The sequence below is a fragment of the Nonlabens xiamenensis genome (assembly GCF_003865345.1).
In the GTDB taxonomy this organism is placed as follows: Bacteria; Bacteroidota; Bacteroidia; order Flavobacteriales; family Flavobacteriaceae; genus Nonlabens; species Nonlabens xiamenensis.
The window spans coordinates 95,271-116,820 of the sequence record NZ_RMVE01000006.1; the positions used below are offsets into that span (position 1 = coordinate 95,271).

Genomic DNA, 21,550 nt, shown 5'->3' on the forward strand with positions numbered 1-21,550 from the left:
ATAATGCTAACAGACTATTCTGGATCAGATGGATTCACTTGGTGGGTCGGGGAGGTCGAGTCTAATAAAGACCCGATGCAACTCGGTCGTTGCAAGGTAAGAATCTATGGGTGGCATACTGGTGGTAATGATTCTGAGGACTACCTCAAAAAGATGCCAACAGAAGCATTGCCATGGGCAATGTGTCTTGTCCCTACTGATAAAGCACAAGTAAAACAAATCGGTACTACAGCGTCATTGCAAGAAGGTGCAATGGTCGTTGGTTTCTTCATGGACGGAGAAGAGGGACAGATCCCGATGGTTATGGGTGCATTCCATACTGTTAAAGGATCTGATCAGAAAGGTGATACTTTTGCTGCTAACCCGAAAGAATCAAAGTCAGATAAGGATAGTCCACCACAGGCAGAAGATCTAACTGGTAGAAAAGTTAACTCAGGTAATACTGCTCCTGCTGTTGTTGCACCACCTGCAGATCCTGCAGGAAAAGAAGATGAATCTAGAGGTGCACTAGGTAAAGCAGCAGTAGCCAACTCTGGACATGGTGACGCTTCAACTAACCCTGCAATCGTCCCATCTGAGATGCAAGGTGTTGCAGATGGTGTCAATGGATCAGCAGGAAAAGGATTTAAGACTGACCTATCTCGTATGTTAAACGAGTTGGGATCAATGGCAAACCAACTTGCTAGAGGTAAAAACGGCACATATACTTCTATCATTACTGGTAAAATTATACCTGGCGACCCGATTAAAGATAGACTGGATAAGATTGTAAACTTTGTAAGTGGTGGTCTATCAGGTATGCTTGCACCACTTAAGCAAGCAATCGCAGAGGCAATCTCCAAAGCAGTAAACTTGATGGTTAAAGTGCTATCTAAGTTTGTGCCAATGGCAGTGCTTAAACTGTTGATGTCTTACTTGAATGAGATTCTAGACATTTTCTGTTTACCAATGCCTGCATGGTTGGGACTGGTTAACAGTGCACTTGGTGATCTCTCTAGTTTTGCAAACAGTATTGCTAACTCCATTACAGACAAGATTACTACTGCTCTTGACGGTGTTGCAGGTAAGGTAGATTCAATCATCGACCGTATGTTGACAGGTGCACAGAATGCAATGTCAGATACCGCAAATATGATCGGCACGGTGATGAATGGCATCTTAGGTGTGTCGCAAGGTGGAGGAGTCAAATCATTTGCAGGTGAAATCAAATCTATTCTTACTACAGACTTCTCTAAGTTGGACTGGGGATCTCTGTTAGGTATTATCTTAGGTATATTAAAAGCATTATTCGCAAAGGACTGCGGACGAACGACGAAGGTCACGAAGACGAAAGGGTGGTTTCCTCTATTGGGCACCACCCAATGTGAAACTTTTGGAGAGGCACTCAAAGCAAGTGGTGCACCATTACCTGCAGGTAACTGGGGTAAGACACAGAAGACTGGTCGAGGATTCTTTAATGACTTCTATGGTGAAATAGATCCATATCGACAACAGACCACAACATATCTTAACGGCACGAGCATCATTGAAGATGCTACACCTAAGAGAGAGAAACGTATTGTTTCAGGACCTGGCGGTGTATCTACCATTGAAGATAAACTTGGTAACGTGCATAAGAATGTCCCTAACAATGACACACGAATCATTGCCAAGGACTCATGTGAAACTGTCAAAGGTAATAAAACACTGACTGTAGAGGGCGACTATCACCTCAAGGTTATGGGTAACTTCAATATCGAAGTTGTTGGAGCGATGAATGTCAATCAGAGTAATGGTGATCCAACTGAAACAACAGGGTCATCTAAACCTCAGAAGGGCAATCAGTCTGAGAAAGTGCAACCGCAAGCTGCTGCAACTCCTGCTAATTTCTATAAACCACCTACACAGATCCATAGCCAAGAAATTTATCCTGAGTATCCTAAAGAGCCAGGTAGTGATAGGTATGGACGTAGACCTGGCGGTGCAACTCTAGCCGTGCCTACGAAGTCAGGTAGTAATAAAGAGCAATCATCTGTTGAAGTGAAACATGGTGACCACACTATTGCATATAGTGGTGTTGTCACTATGCAAGGTGCTGATATAAAACTACAAGCAGCCGACAAGATCAACGTAGCAGCACAAGTAACTAAGATTGAAGGTAACGCTATTGACCTAGTTGCTGATGGTGAGATCACCATGGAAGCAAACTGGATCAGTAAATTCCTAGGATCTGGTGAGTTGGCATATGTTAATATGTTTAGTCTTGACGTTGTGCCTAAGATCTCTGGTGTATTCCAGATGGTTAAAGGATCTATCGTTGATGCATGTGTTGATCAACCAGGCATCCCACCATTGATGCCACCCCTACACATTCGTATTGCTAATGCGACCACGATGGTAGGTGGTATGGCAGACGTGGTAACAGGGACAACTGGTGCACACTTCACATTTGTCAACACATCGTCAGGTGGTATCGCTGAGATCGTTAACGCAGCAGGTGGTGCTATCATTAACCAAGTAAACAACGGTATCGCATCATACGGTGTGAATACTGGATTCTTCGCTGCAGGGTGCTCCTCAGGACCCGCCCAGATCTATGGCTTGCCAGTCTTGTTGAATTGATGTATGATGTAGGGATACTCACCCCTACACTATGGACGAAGATGCAGTCGCTCACGTTTTCGTGAAGATGAGCCAACGCAAGATCACCATTCTTGATGAGGCAGGTTATGAAGAAGTTGTTAAATACAAGTGGGACGAGGAAGGATGTGAAGGTTTCTCTGAAACCCTTCTCAACTTCAAAACAGTGCTCCCGAATGATCTACTTACAATCACACCATGAGTACTATTATTACTCTCTCTCAAGAAGAGATTGAAAGTAACTTTGATTTTGCTTTGAAACTTTGTGCAAAGGGTCATACGATTAAAGTTATTACAAAAGATGAAAAGGCAGTTTTGTTGACCCCAGTCATGGGTTACACTCAACTTCCAGATGATGTAAACATCCCAGACGCTGAGGAATTTGTCCCAGATCCTGGTGCTGTTGGAGCATATGTAGCAGAGTCCATGAGAGAAATGACACAGGATTTTTAAATGTTACAGGTCAAGGTAAGCGAAAACTATTGTTATCTAGAATTACCTGATCAAGGACGTCGAATCGTCAAGTGCTATAAAATCAATGGCATACCATACACCTTTGATGAGTTGCCAGAGTTTATGCAACAAGACGAGGAGATTATTCTAGATGCAGAAACGTCTTCAGAATACACTATGGAAGACTTATTCAAATATTCGTGCTACCTTTGTGAGGAAGAGTGCCACCCATTAATGTGGGACTTGGAAGGATACGTTATTAATTTTGAGGAAGTGCCCGATGCTTGAAGCTACATTGATTGCTAGTCTGATGACCTATAGTCTTCCAGACGCAACTAAAGCAGAGCAACATGTATTACAAGAATTACAAGAAATAGGAATTACAGACAAGAATGCCCTAGCAACTGTTATGGGCAATATTAAACAAGAATCATTGTTTCACCCTGATATTTGTGAGGGAGGAGCAAGAGTAAAATACGAAAACTGTTATACAGGTGGTTATGGTCTGATTCAGTGGACTACCGTAGCAAGGTATGATGGACTAGGATCCTTCGCAAACAAATATGGTTGCGACCCTAGCACTCTCAAGTGTCAGACTCGTTATATGATAAATGAAAATCAATTCCAACACATTCTTCCAGACCTTAAAAAGGATGGAGGATCTATCTCTGATTATATGAAACCTGCATATTATTGGTTGGGTTGGGGTGTATACGGACTTAGAGGCACCTACGCTAATGAATATGCGTCAAGGTTGACTCTTGAGTAGTATAAATAAAGTTGTAACTAAATAGCGAGCGGTTGTGGCAACCAAAAGAATATCACAATTAGGTACGATAACGGACGCAGAGGTTACTGGCGAGTCGATTCTCCCTGTAGTTATCTCTGACCCATTACAACCTAACCGCAAAGCCAAAGTTAACCAGTTGCATAGAGGTGTGAGTGCAGGTACAGCAACCACGCCTGGTCTATGTTTCGATTTGGACAGGGACACAGGACTCTACCAAGCACAACCTAACGAGATTGGTATTACCTTTGGATCTGCGACAATCTATAACACTAGAGTAGCAAACACTGATGGATCTTCAACGGTCAACATCACTGCTATAGATACTGCTAGTGCAAACAGTAACGTGCAAATCACTCCTCAGGGTAGTGGTTATTTTACTGTACAAGGTATCACTCAACTAAAGGACGTTGAATTCTATCTTACAGGTGACCAAAACCCTGCTAAGAGAGCATTCTTTAACGCAGATACTATCTCTACGCAGTCAGGTACAAAGAGATTTGACTTACCTGATGTAGGTGCAAACACATCTACAACTCTAGTTGCTAATGATACATTCCAGACACTGACGAATAAAACTCTTATCATCAAAGATAATGAGTTGTCTATTACTGGATCTACATCTACCGATAAGATTGCTAAGTTAGAGTGTGACGCATGGCAATCACCAGGCACACACATTTATAGACTGCCTGATTTCGGTGCAACACAAACACAATCAACTCTGATCGACGACATTACAGAGCAGAATATATTCAACAAGAATATGGTTAACCCCACATTCTCGAATACTCCCTCTGGTGATCCTCAAAACCCAACAGCACAGGTTATCTTTGATTCCTCTGGTCTGACTGCTGATCGCACGATCACATTTGACGATCTTAATGCTACTCTCGTCGGTACAGACTCAACTCAGACACTAAGTAATAAGGTATATCAGGGTGCTATCTTCGCAGATACCACTGCAGGTGTAGGTATTAATAGGAAAGTAACTTTTGACTTGTCAAACATTGAAGACAACCAAAATTATTCTTTCAGTTTTCCAAATAACGACCCTGCTGCTCCCCTAAATACATCTGAGTCTTCAGTTTTGGTTACAGAATTAAAGACACAAACTCTTGTTAACAAGACCTTTGAAGATACTAAGATCAATAACCCAAATGATCTTAACGGTATTGTTACGATAGACGTTTCAAACATCACTGAGGCAGTAACGATTCAGTTTCCTAATGCTGATGCAACGTTACTTTCAACTAATAACATCGCTGAGGTGGGTATTAGTTTCGGTGGTCCGATTTCTGCCCCAGTCTTAGGTGGACAACTCAGACTACAATCACATTTCCAGTCAGGATGGTAATTAAAAAATGACAGCAGGTAGACTAGCTGCCGTATCCCCCGCAGCAACAACAGATACGTCGCTTTATAAGGCGAATATTACAGACACAGCATCGACCGTGGTCAATGTGTGTAACCAGAATAGCTCTGGTAGCACATATAGATTGGCGTTGAGAAATTACGATCAGGTCTTACACCTAGATGGTTTGAATGCTAGTGCATATAAGTTTCAAAAAGGTAATCCAATCACATCTTATTACTTGGATCTAAATCCAGGTTTCCAAGATTCAGCTGCAATTCCTGGCACTAACTTTACATCTACCAATGGTGCGACTGGCACTATTCTTGATGTATTTAAACCTACAACTGCTGTAACTTACTACACAAAAGTTGCTGAAATCATCCAACTTAGTTTCGCTGCTGACTCTCTGACTGGTACTCCTGTCGATGGTGAGACTATTACTGGTGCAACTTCTGGTCTTACTGCATCCAACCGTGGTGTGCAGGCAGGAGGTACTTCTGCATTTATTGAAGTGGCAGATGTAGCAAGCAATGCAACTTCAGTCAACGTTGATAGAAATACTGGTCTTGCTGACGGTATGTATCTAACTATCGGTGACCCTGCTAACTCAGATAATACAGACGAAATTATTTCTATTGATGCCTCTGGTATCAACACTACGACTAACGTCCTGACTGTTACTCGTGGTGCACTTAGCACAACTCCTGCTGCAATCCCTGCAGGACGTTTATCTGTCGCATGGTCAGCATCTGCAACCACCACCACTATTGATGAGGGTGGCACATACGCTGCAGGAGATGTTACACTGACTGTTGCAGACGCTACTGGTTTCGTGACTGGTGGATTCATCCTAGTCGATAACGAGATTATGGAGATCACAGGTGTCGCAGGTAATGACATCACTGTTACTCGTGGATCTTATGGTACATCTGATGTTAACCACAACAACGGATCCAACGTTACACTACTAACAAATAACGGACAGTATCTTCTTAACTGGTTTACAACTGATGAAGGACTTACTTTCGCAGGTGGATCTGCAGCAACTGTCTCATTCAGTGCAACTGCATCTCAGCTTATCGATACTAAATTTATTCTGTCACTTACAGGTGCTAGTGCAACCGATCATATCTTTAATCAGGCATTGCAATTAGACCTTGACAGGACATATATCTTTGATCAAAGTAACGCAACAAACGCAGGTAACGCATTTAGATTTTCAGATGACGACACAGAAGGTCCTAACGGATCAGGTACTGAATATACTACAGGTGTTACTAAGGTAGGTACTGCAGGACAAGCAGGTTGCACAGTAACTATCGAGATCACAGATTCTACCTCTAACCTTCTTAACGTATATTCTGAGGATGGACTTGATCCTTCACAGACTGGTAGTCGTGGTTTTACTGCTAACGTTAGTTTGACTCCTACTTATACAAGAATTTACATATACAATATCGCAGGTGAAGCACTCGCTGCTGCTGATACATTTACTATCGGCGGTATCACTCAAACCATTTTAGCAAGTGGTGTGAATGCAGGTGCATATGGTTATGTCCACGAATGGGATCCTGCAACTAATCATCTTAAAGTTTCTATCGATAGAAACTCAGGTGCATTCTCTGTGGGTGATCAATTCTATGATTCTCCTACTCTTAACAACGGCACAAGATCTATGACAGAAGTCGTAGATGGTAAGATTCTTACCATTGATACTATCAGTGCTGCCGATGCAAGTAGGACTGCAGGGACATACACAGTCAGTGGATCTACTAACGGTAGTGGCACTGGACAATCATTCTCTGTTGTAGTCGCACCATCTACAGGTGCAGCAACTGTGACTGTCTTGAATGGTGGTAAAAATCACACTGTTGGTAATACTGTAACTATCCTTGATAGTGATCTAGGTGGTGGAGGTGCTGCAAGTTTAACCTTCAATGTAGCGTCTATCTCATCTGGTATTCAAACTTCTACTACAGGAGTTTATAGCGTAAGTGATTATCTATTTTATGATAAAGCAATCGCTGCAAACGTGACTGAAAAGAATTCATCTATTATTGTCGGACCTGGTCAAAACCTAGTCTGTCGTGCAGCAGATACAAATGTATCATTTATTGTCAATGGTTTTGAGTCTGCATCTTCCGACTACGACGTCGTGAATATGACTAAGACTTCAGCTGGTGGTGAAGGTGGCGGTGCTCCAACCCCATAATAAATAACCATATAGGGAAACTGTAAATGGCACTTACTCGTCTTAAAAATATCATTACATCGAGGACTGGACGTATTATATACGTCAACCCCGATGATTTTGATGCGTCCGACGCATTTGATAACCGAGGTAACTCTGCATTGCGTCCATTTAAGACGTTGCAACGTGCATTCCTTGAAGTATCAAGATTTTCATATAGAGTTGGTCTTAGTAATGACGAATTTGATGCATTCTCGATCTATCTGTATCCTTCCGAGTATGTGCTAGACAATAGACCAGGTCTTGCAGATTTTAACCAGATCCAACCATTTAACGAGAATACTAACTTTGATATAACCTCTGCATCGAATGAGCTTTACAAATTCAATTCAACTCGTGGTGGCATTATTGTACCCAGAGGTTGTTCCGTCGTGGGATCCGACCTCAGAAGAACTAAGATTGTACCTAAATATGTGCCGTATCCCACAGTACAAGGATCATTAGGTATTACTGCTGCTAACGAACCTGATCCTACTGCGATCTTTAGGTTAACTGGTGCAACATATTTCTGGCAGATGTCCTTCTTTGATGGGGACAACAATGGTGTATTCTATAGAGACGACCTCTCACAGATCGCACCTAACTTCTCACATCATAAACTAACATGTTTTGAGTATGCTAATACAGATGATCTAAACCTCTACTATCAAAAGATCTCTAAAGCATACGCTACAATCCCCGACTCATCTGGTATTATCGCACAAGACCAGTTACAGGCAAGAGTTGAGGAAAACAGAATTGTAGGTCCGATCTCTGATGAATTTGCTGTATCGCAAATCATTAGAAATGGACAGACTGCTACTGCATTTACCGTGGATGAATTGGGTAACCCCAAAAACCACGGTTTCTCTGTTGGTGTTGCTGTTAATATTTCTGGTGTAACAGGTCCTACAGAGCAGGATCAGTTACTTTATAATGGATCATTCTTTGTTACGTCTGCACAAGGTAACCAGTTTACTTATCAGATGAGTGCTGAGCCGTCTGGTAACGCAATCGGTAGTAACATCCTTGTTAAGGTTGAGATTGATACTGTAGACTCTGCATCTCCATATGTATTCAACTGCTCTCTACGATCAGTGTGGGGTATTAATGGTATGCACGCTGATGGTGCCGAAGCAACTGGTTTCAAATCAATGGTTGTGGCACAGTTTACTGGTATTTCTCTACAAAAAGACGACCGAGCATTTGTTTTATACAATCCAACAACAGGACAATATGAAGCACAAGCAGCAGGTAGTGGAGCACACATCAATGGTCTTGCAAAATATCGTAAAGGATGGCGTAATTGCCATATCAAAGCATCCAACGATGCTTTCATTCAAGTCGTTTCTGTTTTCGCTGTGGGATTTGGCGATCATTTCTTTAGCAATAGCGGTGGCGATTTGTCTATTACCAATAGTAACAGTAACTTCGGAAATACTTCACTTAGATCAACAGGATTTAAGCAGGCAAGTTTTACGAAAGACAAAGCTGGGCAGATAACTCACGTTATCCCACCCAAATCACTATCAGATATTGATGAGATCTCAGTTAACTGGGTGACCATTGACATTAATAAAACTAGAGCAGCAGCAGATCCTACAAAACTATTCCTATATGGATACTCAGTAGAAACTGGCAGACCACCTTCAAAAGTCCAAGGCTATACAGTTGGTGCTAGAAGAGACGATGTAAACACCCCAGATAGAGTTTATGTGTTACTGGTCGCATCTGGTGCATCTGAGCCAACTACACACTATGCAGAGATCACACCCTCAGGTCCTACTGTAACAGGTACATCACCTGGTGATGACGACTCTCCACTTAAGTGGGATACTACACAAAGCAACTGGTATATCCAAGTAGATGGTAGTCAGAATACAATTTATACTACACTACAGTCTAATACAACATATCAAAACCTCGGATTCACACCTACTACATTTATCCGTAGGGTGCCTGATGCTAGAAACCTTGTTGACAGAATCTATCGTTATCGTTACGTCCTTGATAAAGACGCATTCCCAGTGCCTAGGACACCGATTACTGGTTTCGTTATTCAGCCCAGATCTTCCGAGACTAACTCTCCTGCATACTCACGGACATATTACATCTATGCAGTCGAGACATATCAAGAGTTTGTAAGAGGTGTCACTGATGGTATATACTATCTGACTCTTCTTAATGCTTCAGTTAGCCCAACAACAACTAACTTCAACGAATTCAACTTCTCTCAACAAACAGTTGATCTTTACCCTGCATTTGACAGAGACAATCCTGTTGCAGACCCTGCAGCATCTATTTCTGTTGCAGATAATGAAGTGTTGGGTCTAGTGAAGACAACCGACGGTGCATCTCCTACACCAAATGAGAATACTCAGCTCTCTATCACAAAAGAGACTACACAGTATTATCTACAGGAGTCACAAAATAACTTAGGATACACTACAGCATCTAACGTGTTGAATGGTATCTCAGTTACTGCACGTCTAGGTGATGCAGAGGACAGAAAGATTCCTCTGAAACTAAACGCTGATAGCAGCGTGCAACCACTACTGGTTGAGCTGAGAAGATACTCTATTCTTAGAGCGTCAGGTCACACGTTTGAATACCTTGGTTTCGGACCAGGTAACTATTCAACTGCATTCCCATCTACACAGGTGGAAGTGTTGTCACCTGCTCAGGTTAGATTGTCACAGTCACTCAAAGAATCAGCAGGTGTTGCATACTACTCAGGTGTTAACAGTGATGGTGAGTTGTTTGTTGGTAACCAGGTTATCAACCCTGTTACAGGTCAGATCACTAACGAAGATATTGCACAACTTAACGTGTTGGGTGAGGAAGGCACAACGATTGAGACATTCTCTGAATTGGTGCTGACTGATAAACTAACTGTTATTGGTGGTGCATCTAACCAGTTGGAATCAGTATTCTCAGGTCCTGTTACTTTCCAAAAGAAAGTTACATCACAGGATGAGATCCAGTCACTAGAGTTTACATTCTCTAACGACGATGGCACGGTGCTGAGGAAGACATTCCTTGCTGAGGATGATGGATCAGGACTACCTGTTACGCAGGCAGGAGCAGCATTCAACACAGGAGACATGTGTTATAACATTGATTGGCAACCAGGTCAACCACTTGGATGGATCTATGATAACGGCACATGGTATAAGTTTGGTTTGAGTGATACAGGTCCAATCACATCAAATCGTTATAGTGGCGTCACACATTATGGTATTGGCATTGCACCAGACGCTTCTAATAGAATGAAGATTGGTGGTAACGTATATGTTGACGGTGACTTAGATGTTACTGGACTGTATGGTGCTGCTGACAAGTATACTCTTGCTACTGGTATTGCTGCAGGAAACAACGGCACCACATACTCTGGTGACGGTGCTACTGCTACATTTGCTATATCTGCAGGACATACTTCATATTCACTCTTAGTATTCCTTAATGGAGTATGTCAAGTGCCAGGTGTTGACTATCAAGTGAGTGGAAACTCAGTTGATTTCTCTATCGGGACAGTGCCACAAACAGGTGACACTATCCATGTAAGAGAGTTGGTTATCTAAATAAAATATCAAGAGGTTGTAGATGTCTACAAAGATTAATGGTAATCAGATTGACGCTGCCACAAGAGCAATTATTACTGCTCTAACTGTGACAGAGCAGATCAACCTGCCTGCTCTTACGCAAACTGCAATTAATGGTCTTGGGACGCCTGCCTATGGTACTTTGGTTTATAACACAACCGAAGATATGGCACAAATCTACTTACAAGATGCTGCAGCAGGTGTGCCAGGTTGGGACGACGTAGGTGGTGGAGGACCTGCCGTAGGTGAAGACTCTATCATTCGTACAAATGGACCTACAATCGGTGAGAATATCACTGTAGGACCTATTGCAAACGGAGGGGTAGAATTTACTAACGGTTTTACTGCAGGACCTGTGGAAATCGCTAGTGGTAATACTGTTACTGTTGAAAATAATGCAACATGGTTTATTCTCGGAGGAGAAGAGAATGACCTAAAAGAGGGTGAGGTTGTGCAGGCAAAGTTTTCGTCAACACCACCGAATAGATATCTTTTGAGAGATAACAACTTAACTCAGATACCTGACTTGGAGGTATCCATTGCACCTACACATACAAACTCTAAGATTGTATTAATTGCAATGATTACAGGTAATGCTAGACACGTTACATCATTTGGTTTCTTCCGTGATGGTAACCTAATTACTAGTGGATTAAACGGAAACACCAACGTTGGTAGTGGATCTGTTGCTACCACATATACTGGTGACGACACCAGTGACCACATGTATTCGTGGCCAGTGCATTATCATGACACACCTGGCACTACAAACGCTGTTACATACACTGTTGGTGCTTCTGCATCATGGGGTGGGTCAGTAAGAGATCTCTATATAAATGATAGAGGTAGCAATGACATGAGAAGTGTCAGCACACTAATGGCTTTGGAGGTCAGAGGTAACTAATGATTGAATCAGATTGGAAAAAGTTTTGCGAAAGAGTAAGGGATAAACAAACTATCCCTGAGGATGAGAGCGTACTTAAGCAAGCAATCGAAGAGGTGCATCCTGGCGTAGGATATGTATTAACAAATATTGATCCATACCGTATTACATTTAACGATAACAGAGAATATGATCCAGTAGTAATCATTAAGAAAGTCAAAGACCTGACTTACGATGTTGCCAAATATCGCCCATCTACCAGTCAGTTAATCGAAAAGATTTGGAAAGACATAGATGAAGGTAAGCTAAATACTGATGGGTCTTTCTATGAAGCACTAAAACCCTTTTTGAGTTAATCCATGGCACTACTTAGAGTAAATACAATTCAAGATACCTCTGGTGTTAATGGTTTCAGCATCACCAACACCACGATCTCAATCAACGGTACACTAACTGTTAGTGACCTCGTGATCAATGGTACAATTAGTGGATCATCCGCTTATATCGTACCGTCACAGGGAGGAAATGGTGGACAATTCTTGACCACCAATGGATCTTCTCCATCATGGGCAGCGTTGACAACTAGATCTGGTATCAGATCGATGTCAGTATTTACTGCTAATGGCACATGGACTAGACCAGATCTCTGCAAAAATATCATGGTAACATGTGTTGGTGCAGGTGGTGGAGGATCAGGTTATACTGAATCAGGTGGTGCAGGCGGTATGTCGCAACGTCAAGTTGATGTGACAAACGTTTCATCTGTATCAGTAACAGTAGGAAATCCTGGTGGTGGCACTAACTACTCAGGTTGTGGTGGTAATGGAAACACTTCATCCTTTGGTGGATACTGTAGTGCATCTGGTGGTGTCGGAGCTAACTGCTCTCAGCAGCATGCAGGTGGATACGGTGGTAATGGTAGTGGTGGATCACTAAACGTCCATGGTGGAGGTGGCAATGGTCACGGATCTCACCATAGTTATGGTAACTATTCGTCAGGTGTCAGTTACTACGGTGGAGGACAACCTGCAGGACATAACCAAGTAAACTGGTCACATAGACATGAATTACACGCAGCATGGGGTGCAGGTGGAAATGGATCCCGACATAGTAATAGAGGTGCCCGAGGTCGTGAGGGTATTGTTGTTGTGCACGAGTATTGGGGTTAATCAATGAGTCTATTAAAAGTATCTTCAATTAATGATCTAACCGATACAGGTGGATTTTCTCTTTCTAATGGTGGTGTAACAGCAACACTTCCTTTGGTGGTAGGTAATATTGTAATCAACGGAGCTATCTCTGGTAATTCCGATCATATTATTCCAAGACAAGCGGGTAACGCAGGTAAACTCTTGCAGACTGATGGTAGTCAACTCTCATGGGTAGAGGCAGCAGGTCTTGCAGGTATTAGAAGTATGCAGGTGTGGACAGGAAACGGCACATGGAATAAACCGTCTGACTGCACTAGTATCATGGTCACTGCTGTTGGAGCAGGCGGTGGTGGATCAGGGTATTGTGAGGCAGGTGGAGCTGGAGGTATGGCTCAACGTGTCATCGACGTAAACAACATCTCATCTGTATCTGTTACAGTAGGAAATCCTGGTGGAGGTACAAACTACGCAGGATGTGGAGGAAACGGTAACTCTTCAAGTTTCGGATCCTATGTAACTGGTGGAGGTGGAGGAGGATCAAATTGTATTCAGCAGCACGAAGGTGGTTTAGGGGGAGAAGGTATTGGTGGTACACTAAACGTATTTGGTGGAGGAGGAAACGCCCACGGATCTCATCATTCCTACGGAAACCACTCAGGAGGAGCAAGTTACTACGGAGGTAGTCAGCCCTCTTCACACAGACAAGGTAATTATAGTCACAGACATGAAGGTCACTCAGCATGGGGTGCAGGTGGTAATGGATCACAACATGGTAACCGTGGAGCAAGAGGTCGTGAAGGTGTAGTTGTAGTCCATGAATACTATGGACGCCCAACATCGCCCGATACTTCTTATGGTCAATCATCTGGTAACCCTGCAGAATCTGCAGAGGAAATCAAGATTAGAAATCCTGGTGCAGGTGATGGAGTTTATTGGATTAACTTACCTGGTGTAGGAGCAACACAAATCTATTGTTTGATGGACAATAGATGGTTAGGTGGTGGTTGGATGATGGGCATGAAAGCAACTCGTGGCACCACATTTAACTGGGGATCTAGTTACTGGACATCTAACAATACTCTCAACACAGGAGCAACAAACACTAACGATGGTGATGCTAAGTTTGAGGTTATGAATAGATTCCGTGCCAAGGATATCATGGCAATTTGGCCAGATATTGGTAACGGAGGATGCGTCCCTAGTAGTAACAGAGGATGGACATGGTTTGAAACAGATTTCAACACAGGATATGGTAGAGGTGGTAGGATTGAGCCTATCAACTTCTGGAATCAGGTAGATAGATTCTATAAGTCTAATGCCAACGAATTCTGTGGTATCAGTAATTTCTCTGGTCAGTCACACGTTAGATTCTACGGATTTAACTACAGAAATAATCCTGGTTGGGCACGCACACGTTGGGGATTTGGATGGAATGAAAACGGTGGTGGGTCTGGTGGATATCCAGAAGCGGATATGAACTCTGATGACGTATCAGGTGGTATTGGTATGACTGGTAACTTTGGTAACTACTCAGCAGGAGACCGTATCAACTGTTGCCAGAATCGTAACGGAATAAATAGATCAGCAAGGGTGGAGTTGTATTTCAGATGAGCACACTTAGAGTTACAAATGTAAAAGACCTTGCAGGTATTGCAGGTTTTACCCTTACTACTGGTGGTATTACTGCCAATGCGACTCTTATTGTGGGCAACATTACTATCAATGGTAATGTGTCAGGGTCATCTAAATATATTATTCCTAACCAGTCGGGTCAGTCAGGTAGATATCTACAGACTGATGGCACAAACCTCTCATGGGTAGAGGCATCATCCGTCTCTGGTTTTAGATCTATGCAGGTCTGGACATCTAATGGGACATGGAGTAAACCGTCTAACTGCAAATCTATCATGGTCACCGTTGTTGGTGCAGGTGGTGGAGGGTCAGGATATACCGAAGCAGGTGGTGCAGGTGGCATGTCACAGAGAGTTATCGATGTATCTAATGTTAGCTCAGTATCTGTTACAGTAGGAAATCCTGGTGGAGGTACAAACTACTCAGGATGTGGTGGCAACGGCAACTCATCTAGTTTTGGTGGTTATTGCTCAGCAGGTGGTGGTGTTGGTGCAAACTGCTCACAACAACACGCAGGTGGATACGGTGGTAATGGCTCAGGTGGTAACCTAAACGTCCACGGAGGTGGAGGTAATGGTCATGGATCTCATCACTCATATGGTAACCACGCAGGTGGTAGATCATACTATGGTGGATCACAACCCAGCTCACACAGACAAAGTAACTATTCTCATAGACATGAGGGACACTCAGCTTGGGGAGCAGGTGGTAACGGATCACAGCACAGTAACAGAGGTGCTAGTGGTAGACAAGGTGTGGTAGTAGTCCACGAATATTATGGCTAAATAACTACGATTATTTCAACAAACCAATGAAAAAAGCAATTATCCACGGAGAGTCTGGAATGATCACAGACATCTGTGAAATAGGAGACGAATTTCAGATCTACGATGGTGCTGATGCTACTATGAAGTGGATGGAAGTCCCTGATGACACAACTAATGAGCACCGTATGGTCAATGGTGTCATCTACGAAAGATCAGAGCTAGAGAATCAACAAGAAGCATATCTTGTTGCACGCACGATTGCCTATGGTTCTGTGGGAGAGCAATTAGATATGATCTATAAAGATCAGATTAATGGCACAACAACATTTAAAGACCACGTTGCAGCAGTAAAAGCAAACGTGCCTAGTCCAAGTAGTGCACCTGCATTCACAGAGGATGTTAAAAAAGTACAAGTGCAAGGACGCATGGCATGGGAGCCATATCCTAATTAATGTGCTATAATTTATAGTATGAAAATTTATATTATTGGTGGTGGGTCATCTGGTTGGATGACGGCAACCACAATGTTGACAAAATTTCCAGACGCAGACATCACAGTCGTAGAGTCACCTAGTAAACCCCCTGTGGGTGTAGGAGAGTCTACGACTCAGTATTTTAGGATCTGGGCAGATTATGTAGGACTCAAAGATGAGGACTGGATGGTGGCATGTGATGCCACATATAAAATTAGTGTAAGGTTTAGTAATTTTCATGATGTGGACGACACACCATGGCAATATCCATTTGGGTCACCAAATTATAATTTGGCACACCCTGATGTCTGGTTTTGGAATCAATATAAGAGAGGATGGAGTAATGATAAATTTGCCAGAGATTATTGGATAGCAGCAGAATGTGCAGAGCATAACCTGTTACCTATCAAGGATCCTAATTTTAAAATCAAAAAGAATACTGGATTTCACTTTGATGCTGTAAAATTCGCTGAGTGGTTACGAGACAATAAATGCCAGAGTGTCAAGCGTATTATTGGCACAGTAGATGATTTTGAGAGGGTAGGAGACGATATAAAATATCTGTGGATAGATGAGAAACAACACGAAGCAGATTTATATTTTGATTGCACAGGATTTACATCTCTACTCAACAATTCTGAGTGGTTAGATTATAGTGACTGGTTGCCAAATGATACAGCATGGGTCACACGTTTAGAATATAAAGATAAACAAGAGGAATTAAAATCATATACACAGTGCACAGCATTGAGTAGTGGTTGGGTCTGGACAGTGCCCACATTTGCCCGTATTGGGACGGGATATGTATTCTCTAGTAAGTATCAGGATCATCAAAGTGCACTAAAAGAGTTTGCATCTTTCCTTAAATATGATACTGAAGAGTTTAGAAAGATACATTTCAAGACAGGAAGAAAGAAAGAGATATGGTGTGGTAATGTTGTGTCTATTGGATTGTCTGGTGGTTTTATCGAACCATTAGAATCTAATGGATTATTGTCGGTGCATGAATTCCTACTCAAATTCTGTAGGATGTGGAAACCACGCACCACTCAAATGATGAGGGATACATATAACAAAGCAGTCGCATTTGCATTCGATGGTTTTGCTTCTTTTGTTGCTCTTCATTATGCTCTTACTCAACGTCAGGACTCAGATTACTGGAAAGCGGTATCGCAAATAAGATATCCTGATGGTAATATGATTGAGGCAGCGAAGATCACAATGCTAGAAGAGTCACACAACTTTGGCACTAAACTAAATTGGCAAAATGCTGATGGAGACTCACTCTATTGTGTGATGGCAGGTCATGGATGGAATCCATTTACTGATGTCATTGAAAGTGAGATCCTATTTCATGGTGGAATTCCTGAGGACTCACACCTCAACAGTTGGACACACCAGTGGAATCATGCTAGACTTGGAGTCAATCCGCTAGATTATTATAATAGGACATTGTATGCAGTATAAGTCATTTTGTATTGTGGGTGGTGGGTCATCTGGTTGGATGGCAGCAGCAACTATGAAGAAGGCATTCCCTGAGTGTGATGTCAGTCTTATACAACCTAAAGGTAGAGATATCATTGGTGTAGGAGAATCTACACTAGGACATATCAATAGGTTTTTTAGATTCCTTGGTCTCAAAGACAAGGAGTGGATGTCATACTGCAATGCCACATATAAAACATCTATTGCATTTAAGAATTTTAGAGAAGGTAAGGGAGAGAGATTTCAATATCCTTTTGGTCGTATTGATCACAACGATTATCGTAGTGATTACATGACATTCTTTGAGTTACAAGTCAAGTATCCACACTTGTATCCACCCGAAGAGTTTGCACGTTTCTTTAACCCTAATACTATTCTTGCAGAAGAGAATAGATTGACTGATGATTATATTTGCAATGAGCATAACACTTGGAATATGGAGCAGGATACTGCATACCATATGGATAGTGAGAAATTTGGTGAGTTTTTGGCAAAAAGATTTCCTGATGTAAAAACATATGAGGGTATCGTTGGTAGTTGTAGCAAGGATGCAACAGGACACATCACGTCAGTAAATATCACAGAGGGATGGGATGAAGGTCTGATGATTGAAGCAGATCTATACATTGATTGCACAGGTTTTAAATCTCTGATCCTAGAAGGTATGATGGGATCCAAGTTTATCTCATTCAATGATGTGTTATTCAATGACACAGCAATGACAGCAAGGGTTGACTATTCGGATCGTAAAAATCAGATGGATAGTTACACAGATTGTGTAGCGATGTCAAATGGATGGTGTTATAACATCCCACTATGGAATAGAGTAGGAGCAGGATATGTATTCAGTAAAAAATATATTGACCCTGACATTGCACACGAGGAGTTTGTAGAGTATCTGGCAAAACGATATTCGCCCAAAGTTGCCGACAATGCTGACTATCGCCTGATTAATATCAGACATGGTAAACGTGAGAAAGCATGGGTCAAGAATGTTGTAGGTATTGGACTAGCATATGGTTTCCTAGAACCTCTAGAATCTACTGGTTTGATGACTACACATGAGAATCTATTGTATCTCGTGGACTCACTCAAACGTCGTAACAAAGTAACTAAGATTGATATCGATAGTTATAACTATACTGTCGATCATGCGATCGAGTCTATGAAATACTTTATTGGTATGCATTATGTGCTATCACAACGTGACGACACGAAGTATTGGAGGGATGCAACTCAGAATACTGCACTATTCAGTAATCATGACCTGACACAGTATATGAATGATTGCCTTGGATGGCATTCTATGCTAGAATCACGAAGGGAATATTTCCAACTCTATGAAGGATTGAGAAAGAATTTCTGGAGTCCAGATAAGTTTGATGGTCTCGTATATATTGCAGCAGGTCAAGCATTCAGACCTATTAACGAGCATAGTGTTAAAGAAGCACATTATATCTTCCCTCGTCGTAGAGGAGAGGTGGAGCAAGTGCATAAAGATTGGCAACGTGATCGTCAAGCGATATATAATGCAGTAAAGAAACTACCTACTCAATACGAATATCTTAGAGGATACATTTATGGCAATGACTTTGTGGAAGAAAATTAAGGGTAAGTTTCAGAAACCGTGGATCCGTTTTTATTCAATGGATGCAGGGGTTGCTGAATTTTATCCACTATACCCATCACAAAGACTTAAGCGTCAATGGCGTATCAATACACTAAAAGAGCAGCACAAAAACAAAAGTGAATGCCCTGTATTGGCACTAAAAGAGACGTTTGACAACCTAAAAATGAAAGACAATGGTATCAAGGAGCATGCAGCAACATGCCCTGCTATCACTGCTGTCATGGATAGTGGTTGGATTTTGCCTGCACCTGCCGACTTTGCTATTAGACCTGACCCTGAGAAAGGGACATTTCAATGGGTAACTAGACAGTTATTTGTCGGTGGTAAGTATGTTACGTCTCACATTGAGAGACAGACTGAAGGTATGCGTGATCTAGTAAATAAAGCACAACCTACCTTAGGGCAGGTAGTCAAACTAGAGACACCTTGGAGAGTTATGGCACATCCTGATATTGTGCTATTACAGATTCCAGTATCATATAGTGACGACAAACGTTTCTCAGCACCAACTGGGATCGTAGATCCGTCTTACTCATATGAGATTAATGTGCAATTATTTTGGCACGCAATGGAGGGAGACCACATTGTTGAAGCGGGCACACCATTATGTCAATGGATTCCTATTCCACGGAAATGGTTGGACACAAAGGAGTTTGATGTTATCATTGAGACCGCCAATGATGAAGACTTTAAAGCAGAGCAGATGATGGATTATCTCAAGACGAAATCGTTTATTGAGAATACCAAATTAAATGATCGCATTAAAGATCACAAGAAAATTAACTCACTAAATAAAAATCTAAAGAGGTTTGATTAATGGAAAGCAAAAACCTTAGTAGTCCCACTACTGAAGATGTCAGTCTAGAAGAATTGGCAGGAGTATCTCGTGAAGAGGAGCGAGGTCTGTATTGTGATGAGGATGGTAATCCTGTAAAACTCACATATGATCAACTGGTGCAAGATTTTTGTGATCAGCATCAAGAAGCAGTTGCAGAGTATAAGAAGATGAGCGAAGCACTAGACAATATGTCTTATTCATCTACTGTTACTCGTGTATCTCTTGAAGGATTGCAAGAGAAGAAAGATAAACTCAACAAACTACAAGGAGCGGTAGAAGCACTCTATCTCTTTAAAATGCATGTTGACCCCACCATTACAGATAAGGATTTTACCTTTGAAGATTAATGATTAAATGTGATTATTGGTTTCCTCGTGGCATTTGGCACAAGGAAGACTGTGGACTTGATACAGATCACTTTAATGAATTTGCCACTATACATCGTGGAGCGATGTCAGGAAGGGTGGCATCAAATGAAGGTGGTTTCCAGTCATTTGACTGGGGTAGTGAAAGAATGCATACTCTCGCACCACTCAAGCATCTAACAGAAGTTGTTTATGATGTGGTAGATGTTGCGTGTCAGGATCTAGGTTTTAAAGACTACGCTATGTTGTTAACAAATGGGTGGTTAAACATAAATGGACCTGGCGATCTCAATCATGTACATTCACATCCTGGTGCAATGTTTGGTGGAGTATATTATTCAAAAGTGCCCCCAAAGTCAGGTGGTATCACGTTTATGCGTCCTTTTGATGAGTTACATAAGTTTAAATCATGGGGCACAGGACACAACTATGATAATGGTAGCAACCCATTAAACTATGAAGTTGCAGCATATGACCCACAACCAGATCAGTTAATTATATTTCCTGCAGACATGTTGCATAAGGTCGAAACAAATAGGAGTAGTGAAGAGAGAATTTCTTATTCATTCAACATTACATTATACTCTAAGCATATTAATTATGGTAGTATCCAGAAGTCTATCGAATCTTTTAACGACAACGTATCTGAATCGTCTGACTGATACGATGACATCGAGGGGTTTCCCTTGGTATTTTTTGCCACATGATGTCACGTTTGGGAGTGGTTATAATTATCAATTTGGTAATATTAATCTCAATACTGATGATGTTGATCTGAAGTCAGAACCTAAACGCACAAGTGTTGGATGGACACATGTGTTGTTTCATGATGGACAACCAGTCTCACAATATTATGATCTCTTTATTCCTATTGTAGATCATATACAGGACAGGTTAGGACGTGGGACATTTGAGTTGTTTAGACTCAGGTTAGCAATGCTACATCATAATCATTTTGTGGAGGATTTCAACACACCACACACAGATCATGACAGTAAGCATATGACTGGTATATATTATTTCCACGATAGTGATGGAGATACTATTCTATTCGATCAATGTGATGACCCAAATGGTGAGGTCAATAGACGTATCAATGAGATATTCACACAGGATTACACGATAGCAGAGAGAGTCAAACCAGAGAAGAATAAGTTTGTATTATTTGATGGTAATAGATTTCATGCATCATCTAATCCAAAGATCAATCAGTATAGAATTGTATTGAATTTCAATTTCAGAGGGATGCCAGATGACATTCTTACTTCCCCTTAAATT

20 protein-coding genes are annotated in these 21,550 nt (G+C 41.7%); all 20 read left to right on the plus strand.

From position 1 onward, the window contains the following. Positions 1 to 3: 3 nt before the first annotated feature. The 20 genes from EGM47_RS15065 to EGM47_RS15160 are packed head-to-tail and all read left to right on the plus strand — an operon-like array spanning position 4 to position 21,547. Positions 4 to 2,601, plus strand: coding sequence for a hypothetical protein (locus EGM47_RS15065; RefSeq protein ID WP_124981660.1), 2,598 nt, complete (start codon positions 4 to 6; stop codon positions 2,599 to 2,601). Between the two features lie 31 nt (positions 2,602 to 2,632). Beyond that, entirely contained in the window at positions 2,633 to 2,821 is a 189-nt protein-coding gene (locus tag EGM47_RS15070; protein WP_124981661.1) for a DUF7294 family protein, read from the plus strand. Then, positions 2,818 to 3,072, plus strand: a complete 255-nt coding sequence (locus EGM47_RS15075) for a hypothetical protein (RefSeq protein WP_124981662.1) — start codon at positions 2,818 to 2,820, stop codon at positions 3,070 to 3,072. The genes EGM47_RS15070 and EGM47_RS15075 overlap by 4 nt, the downstream gene beginning before the upstream one ends. Further along, the gene (locus EGM47_RS15080) at positions 3,073 to 3,360 is read left to right on the plus strand and encodes a hypothetical protein (RefSeq protein ID WP_206052201.1); all 288 of its coding nucleotides are present in this window, start codon (positions 3,073 to 3,075) and stop codon (positions 3,358 to 3,360) included. Next, positions 3,353 to 3,841: a phage tail tip lysozyme gene (locus EGM47_RS15085; protein WP_124981663.1), complete on the plus strand. Its 489-nt coding sequence runs from the start codon at positions 3,353 to 3,355 to the stop codon at positions 3,839 to 3,841. Before EGM47_RS15080 ends, EGM47_RS15085 begins: the two co-directional genes overlap by 8 nt. A 34-nt stretch (positions 3,842 to 3,875) precedes the next feature. Further along, entirely contained in the window at positions 3,876 to 5,216 is a 1,341-nt protein-coding gene (locus EGM47_RS15090) for a hypothetical protein (protein ID WP_124981664.1), read from the plus strand. 7 nt (positions 5,217 to 5,223) lie between these two features. After that, on the plus strand, positions 5,224 to 7,428 hold the full coding sequence (locus tag EGM47_RS15095; RefSeq protein WP_124981665.1) for a beta strand repeat-containing protein: 2,205 nt from the start codon (positions 5,224 to 5,226) through the stop codon (positions 7,426 to 7,428). Between the two features lie 26 nt (positions 7,429 to 7,454). After that, positions 7,455 to 11,027, plus strand: a complete 3,573-nt coding sequence (locus EGM47_RS15100) for a hypothetical protein (RefSeq protein WP_124981666.1) — start codon at positions 7,455 to 7,457, stop codon at positions 11,025 to 11,027. Between the two features lie 22 nt (positions 11,028 to 11,049). Beyond that, a complete protein-coding gene (locus EGM47_RS16490; RefSeq protein ID WP_206052202.1) occupies positions 11,050 to 11,952 on the plus strand; it encodes a hypothetical protein in 903 nt (300 codons plus the stop codon). Then, complete coding sequence (locus EGM47_RS15110; RefSeq protein ID WP_124981667.1) at positions 11,952 to 12,287, plus strand: hypothetical protein; 336 nt, start codon at positions 11,952 to 11,954, stop codon at positions 12,285 to 12,287. Before EGM47_RS16490 ends, EGM47_RS15110 begins: the two co-directional genes overlap by 1 nt. Positions 12,288 to 12,290: 3 nt before the next feature. Then, entirely contained in the window at positions 12,291 to 13,100 is an 810-nt protein-coding gene (locus EGM47_RS15115) for a glycine-rich domain-containing protein (RefSeq protein WP_124981668.1), read from the plus strand. A gap of 3 nt (positions 13,101 to 13,103) precedes the next feature. Beyond that, complete coding sequence (locus EGM47_RS16495; RefSeq protein WP_206052203.1) at positions 13,104 to 14,693, plus strand: fibrinogen-like YCDxxxxGGGW domain-containing protein; 1,590 nt, start codon at positions 13,104 to 13,106, stop codon at positions 14,691 to 14,693. Next, on the plus strand, positions 14,690 to 15,499 hold the full coding sequence (locus EGM47_RS15125) for a glycine-rich domain-containing protein (protein ID WP_124981669.1): 810 nt from the start codon (positions 14,690 to 14,692) through the stop codon (positions 15,497 to 15,499). Before EGM47_RS16495 ends, EGM47_RS15125 begins: the two co-directional genes overlap by 4 nt. A 26-nt stretch (positions 15,500 to 15,525) precedes the next feature. Then, positions 15,526 to 15,933 (plus strand): hypothetical protein, encoded by a 408-nt coding sequence (locus EGM47_RS15130; RefSeq protein WP_124981670.1) that lies wholly within the window; start codon positions 15,526 to 15,528, stop codon positions 15,931 to 15,933. An 18-nt stretch (positions 15,934 to 15,951) separates the two neighbouring features. Beyond that, on the plus strand, positions 15,952 to 17,421 hold the full coding sequence (locus EGM47_RS15135; protein ID WP_124981671.1) for a tryptophan 7-halogenase: 1,470 nt from the start codon (positions 15,952 to 15,954) through the stop codon (positions 17,419 to 17,421). Further along, entirely contained in the window at positions 17,411 to 19,048 is a 1,638-nt protein-coding gene (locus tag EGM47_RS15140; RefSeq protein WP_124981672.1) for a tryptophan 7-halogenase, read from the plus strand. Before EGM47_RS15135 ends, EGM47_RS15140 begins: the two co-directional genes overlap by 11 nt. After that, complete coding sequence (locus tag EGM47_RS15145) at positions 19,020 to 19,886, plus strand: hypothetical protein (RefSeq protein ID WP_124981673.1); 867 nt, start codon at positions 19,020 to 19,022, stop codon at positions 19,884 to 19,886. Before EGM47_RS15140 ends, EGM47_RS15145 begins: the two co-directional genes overlap by 29 nt. Further along, positions 19,886 to 20,254, plus strand: coding sequence for a hypothetical protein (locus tag EGM47_RS15150; RefSeq protein WP_124981674.1), 369 nt, complete (start codon positions 19,886 to 19,888; stop codon positions 20,252 to 20,254). Before EGM47_RS15145 ends, EGM47_RS15150 begins: the two co-directional genes overlap by 1 nt. Continuing rightward, complete coding sequence (locus EGM47_RS15155) at positions 20,254 to 20,934, plus strand: TIGR02466 family protein (RefSeq protein ID WP_124981675.1); 681 nt, start codon at positions 20,254 to 20,256, stop codon at positions 20,932 to 20,934. The genes EGM47_RS15150 and EGM47_RS15155 overlap by 1 nt, the downstream gene beginning before the upstream one ends. Positions 20,935 to 20,938: 4 nt before the next feature. After that, positions 20,939 to 21,547, plus strand: coding sequence for a hypothetical protein (locus EGM47_RS15160; protein WP_124981676.1), 609 nt, complete (start codon positions 20,939 to 20,941; stop codon positions 21,545 to 21,547). Positions 21,548 to 21,550: the final 3 nt, after the last annotated feature.

Excerpts from the sequence above, each read along its gene's own strand:
- EGM47_RS15065 (WP_124981660.1), top strand. The coding sequence starts at position 4 with ATGCTAACAGACTATTCTGGATCAGATGGATTCACTTGGTGGGTCGGG.
- EGM47_RS15070 (WP_124981661.1), top strand. The coding sequence starts at position 2,633 with ATGGACGAAGATGCAGTCGCTCACGTTTTCGTGAAGATGAGCCAACGC.
- EGM47_RS15075 (WP_124981662.1), top strand. The coding sequence starts at position 2,818 with ATGAGTACTATTATTACTCTCTCTCAAGAAGAGATTGAAAGTAACTTT.
- EGM47_RS15080 (WP_206052201.1), top strand. The coding sequence starts at position 3,073 with ATGTTACAGGTCAAGGTAAGCGAAAACTATTGTTATCTAGAATTACCT.
- EGM47_RS15085 (WP_124981663.1), top strand. The coding sequence starts at position 3,353 with ATGCTTGAAGCTACATTGATTGCTAGTCTGATGACCTATAGTCTTCCA.
- EGM47_RS15095 (WP_124981665.1), top strand. The coding sequence starts at position 5,224 with ATGACAGCAGGTAGACTAGCTGCCGTATCCCCCGCAGCAACAACAGAT.
- EGM47_RS15100 (WP_124981666.1), top strand. The coding sequence starts at position 7,455 with ATGGCACTTACTCGTCTTAAAAATATCATTACATCGAGGACTGGACGT.
- EGM47_RS16490 (WP_206052202.1), top strand. The coding sequence starts at position 11,050 with ATGTCTACAAAGATTAATGGTAATCAGATTGACGCTGCCACAAGAGCA.
- EGM47_RS15110 (WP_124981667.1), top strand. The coding sequence starts at position 11,952 with ATGATTGAATCAGATTGGAAAAAGTTTTGCGAAAGAGTAAGGGATAAA.
- EGM47_RS15115 (WP_124981668.1), top strand. The coding sequence starts at position 12,291 with ATGGCACTACTTAGAGTAAATACAATTCAAGATACCTCTGGTGTTAAT.
- EGM47_RS16495 (WP_206052203.1), top strand. The coding sequence starts at position 13,104 with ATGAGTCTATTAAAAGTATCTTCAATTAATGATCTAACCGATACAGGT.
- EGM47_RS15125 (WP_124981669.1), top strand. The coding sequence starts at position 14,690 with ATGAGCACACTTAGAGTTACAAATGTAAAAGACCTTGCAGGTATTGCA.
- EGM47_RS15130 (WP_124981670.1), top strand. The coding sequence starts at position 15,526 with ATGAAAAAAGCAATTATCCACGGAGAGTCTGGAATGATCACAGACATC.
- EGM47_RS15135 (WP_124981671.1), top strand. The coding sequence starts at position 15,952 with ATGAAAATTTATATTATTGGTGGTGGGTCATCTGGTTGGATGACGGCA.
- EGM47_RS15140 (WP_124981672.1), top strand. The coding sequence starts at position 17,411 with ATGCAGTATAAGTCATTTTGTATTGTGGGTGGTGGGTCATCTGGTTGG.
- EGM47_RS15145 (WP_124981673.1), top strand. The coding sequence starts at position 19,020 with ATGGCAATGACTTTGTGGAAGAAAATTAAGGGTAAGTTTCAGAAACCG.
- EGM47_RS15150 (WP_124981674.1), top strand. The coding sequence starts at position 19,886 with ATGGAAAGCAAAAACCTTAGTAGTCCCACTACTGAAGATGTCAGTCTA.
- EGM47_RS15155 (WP_124981675.1), top strand. The coding sequence starts at position 20,254 with ATGATTAAATGTGATTATTGGTTTCCTCGTGGCATTTGGCACAAGGAA.
- EGM47_RS15160 (WP_124981676.1), top strand. The coding sequence starts at position 20,939 with ATGACATCGAGGGGTTTCCCTTGGTATTTTTTGCCACATGATGTCACG.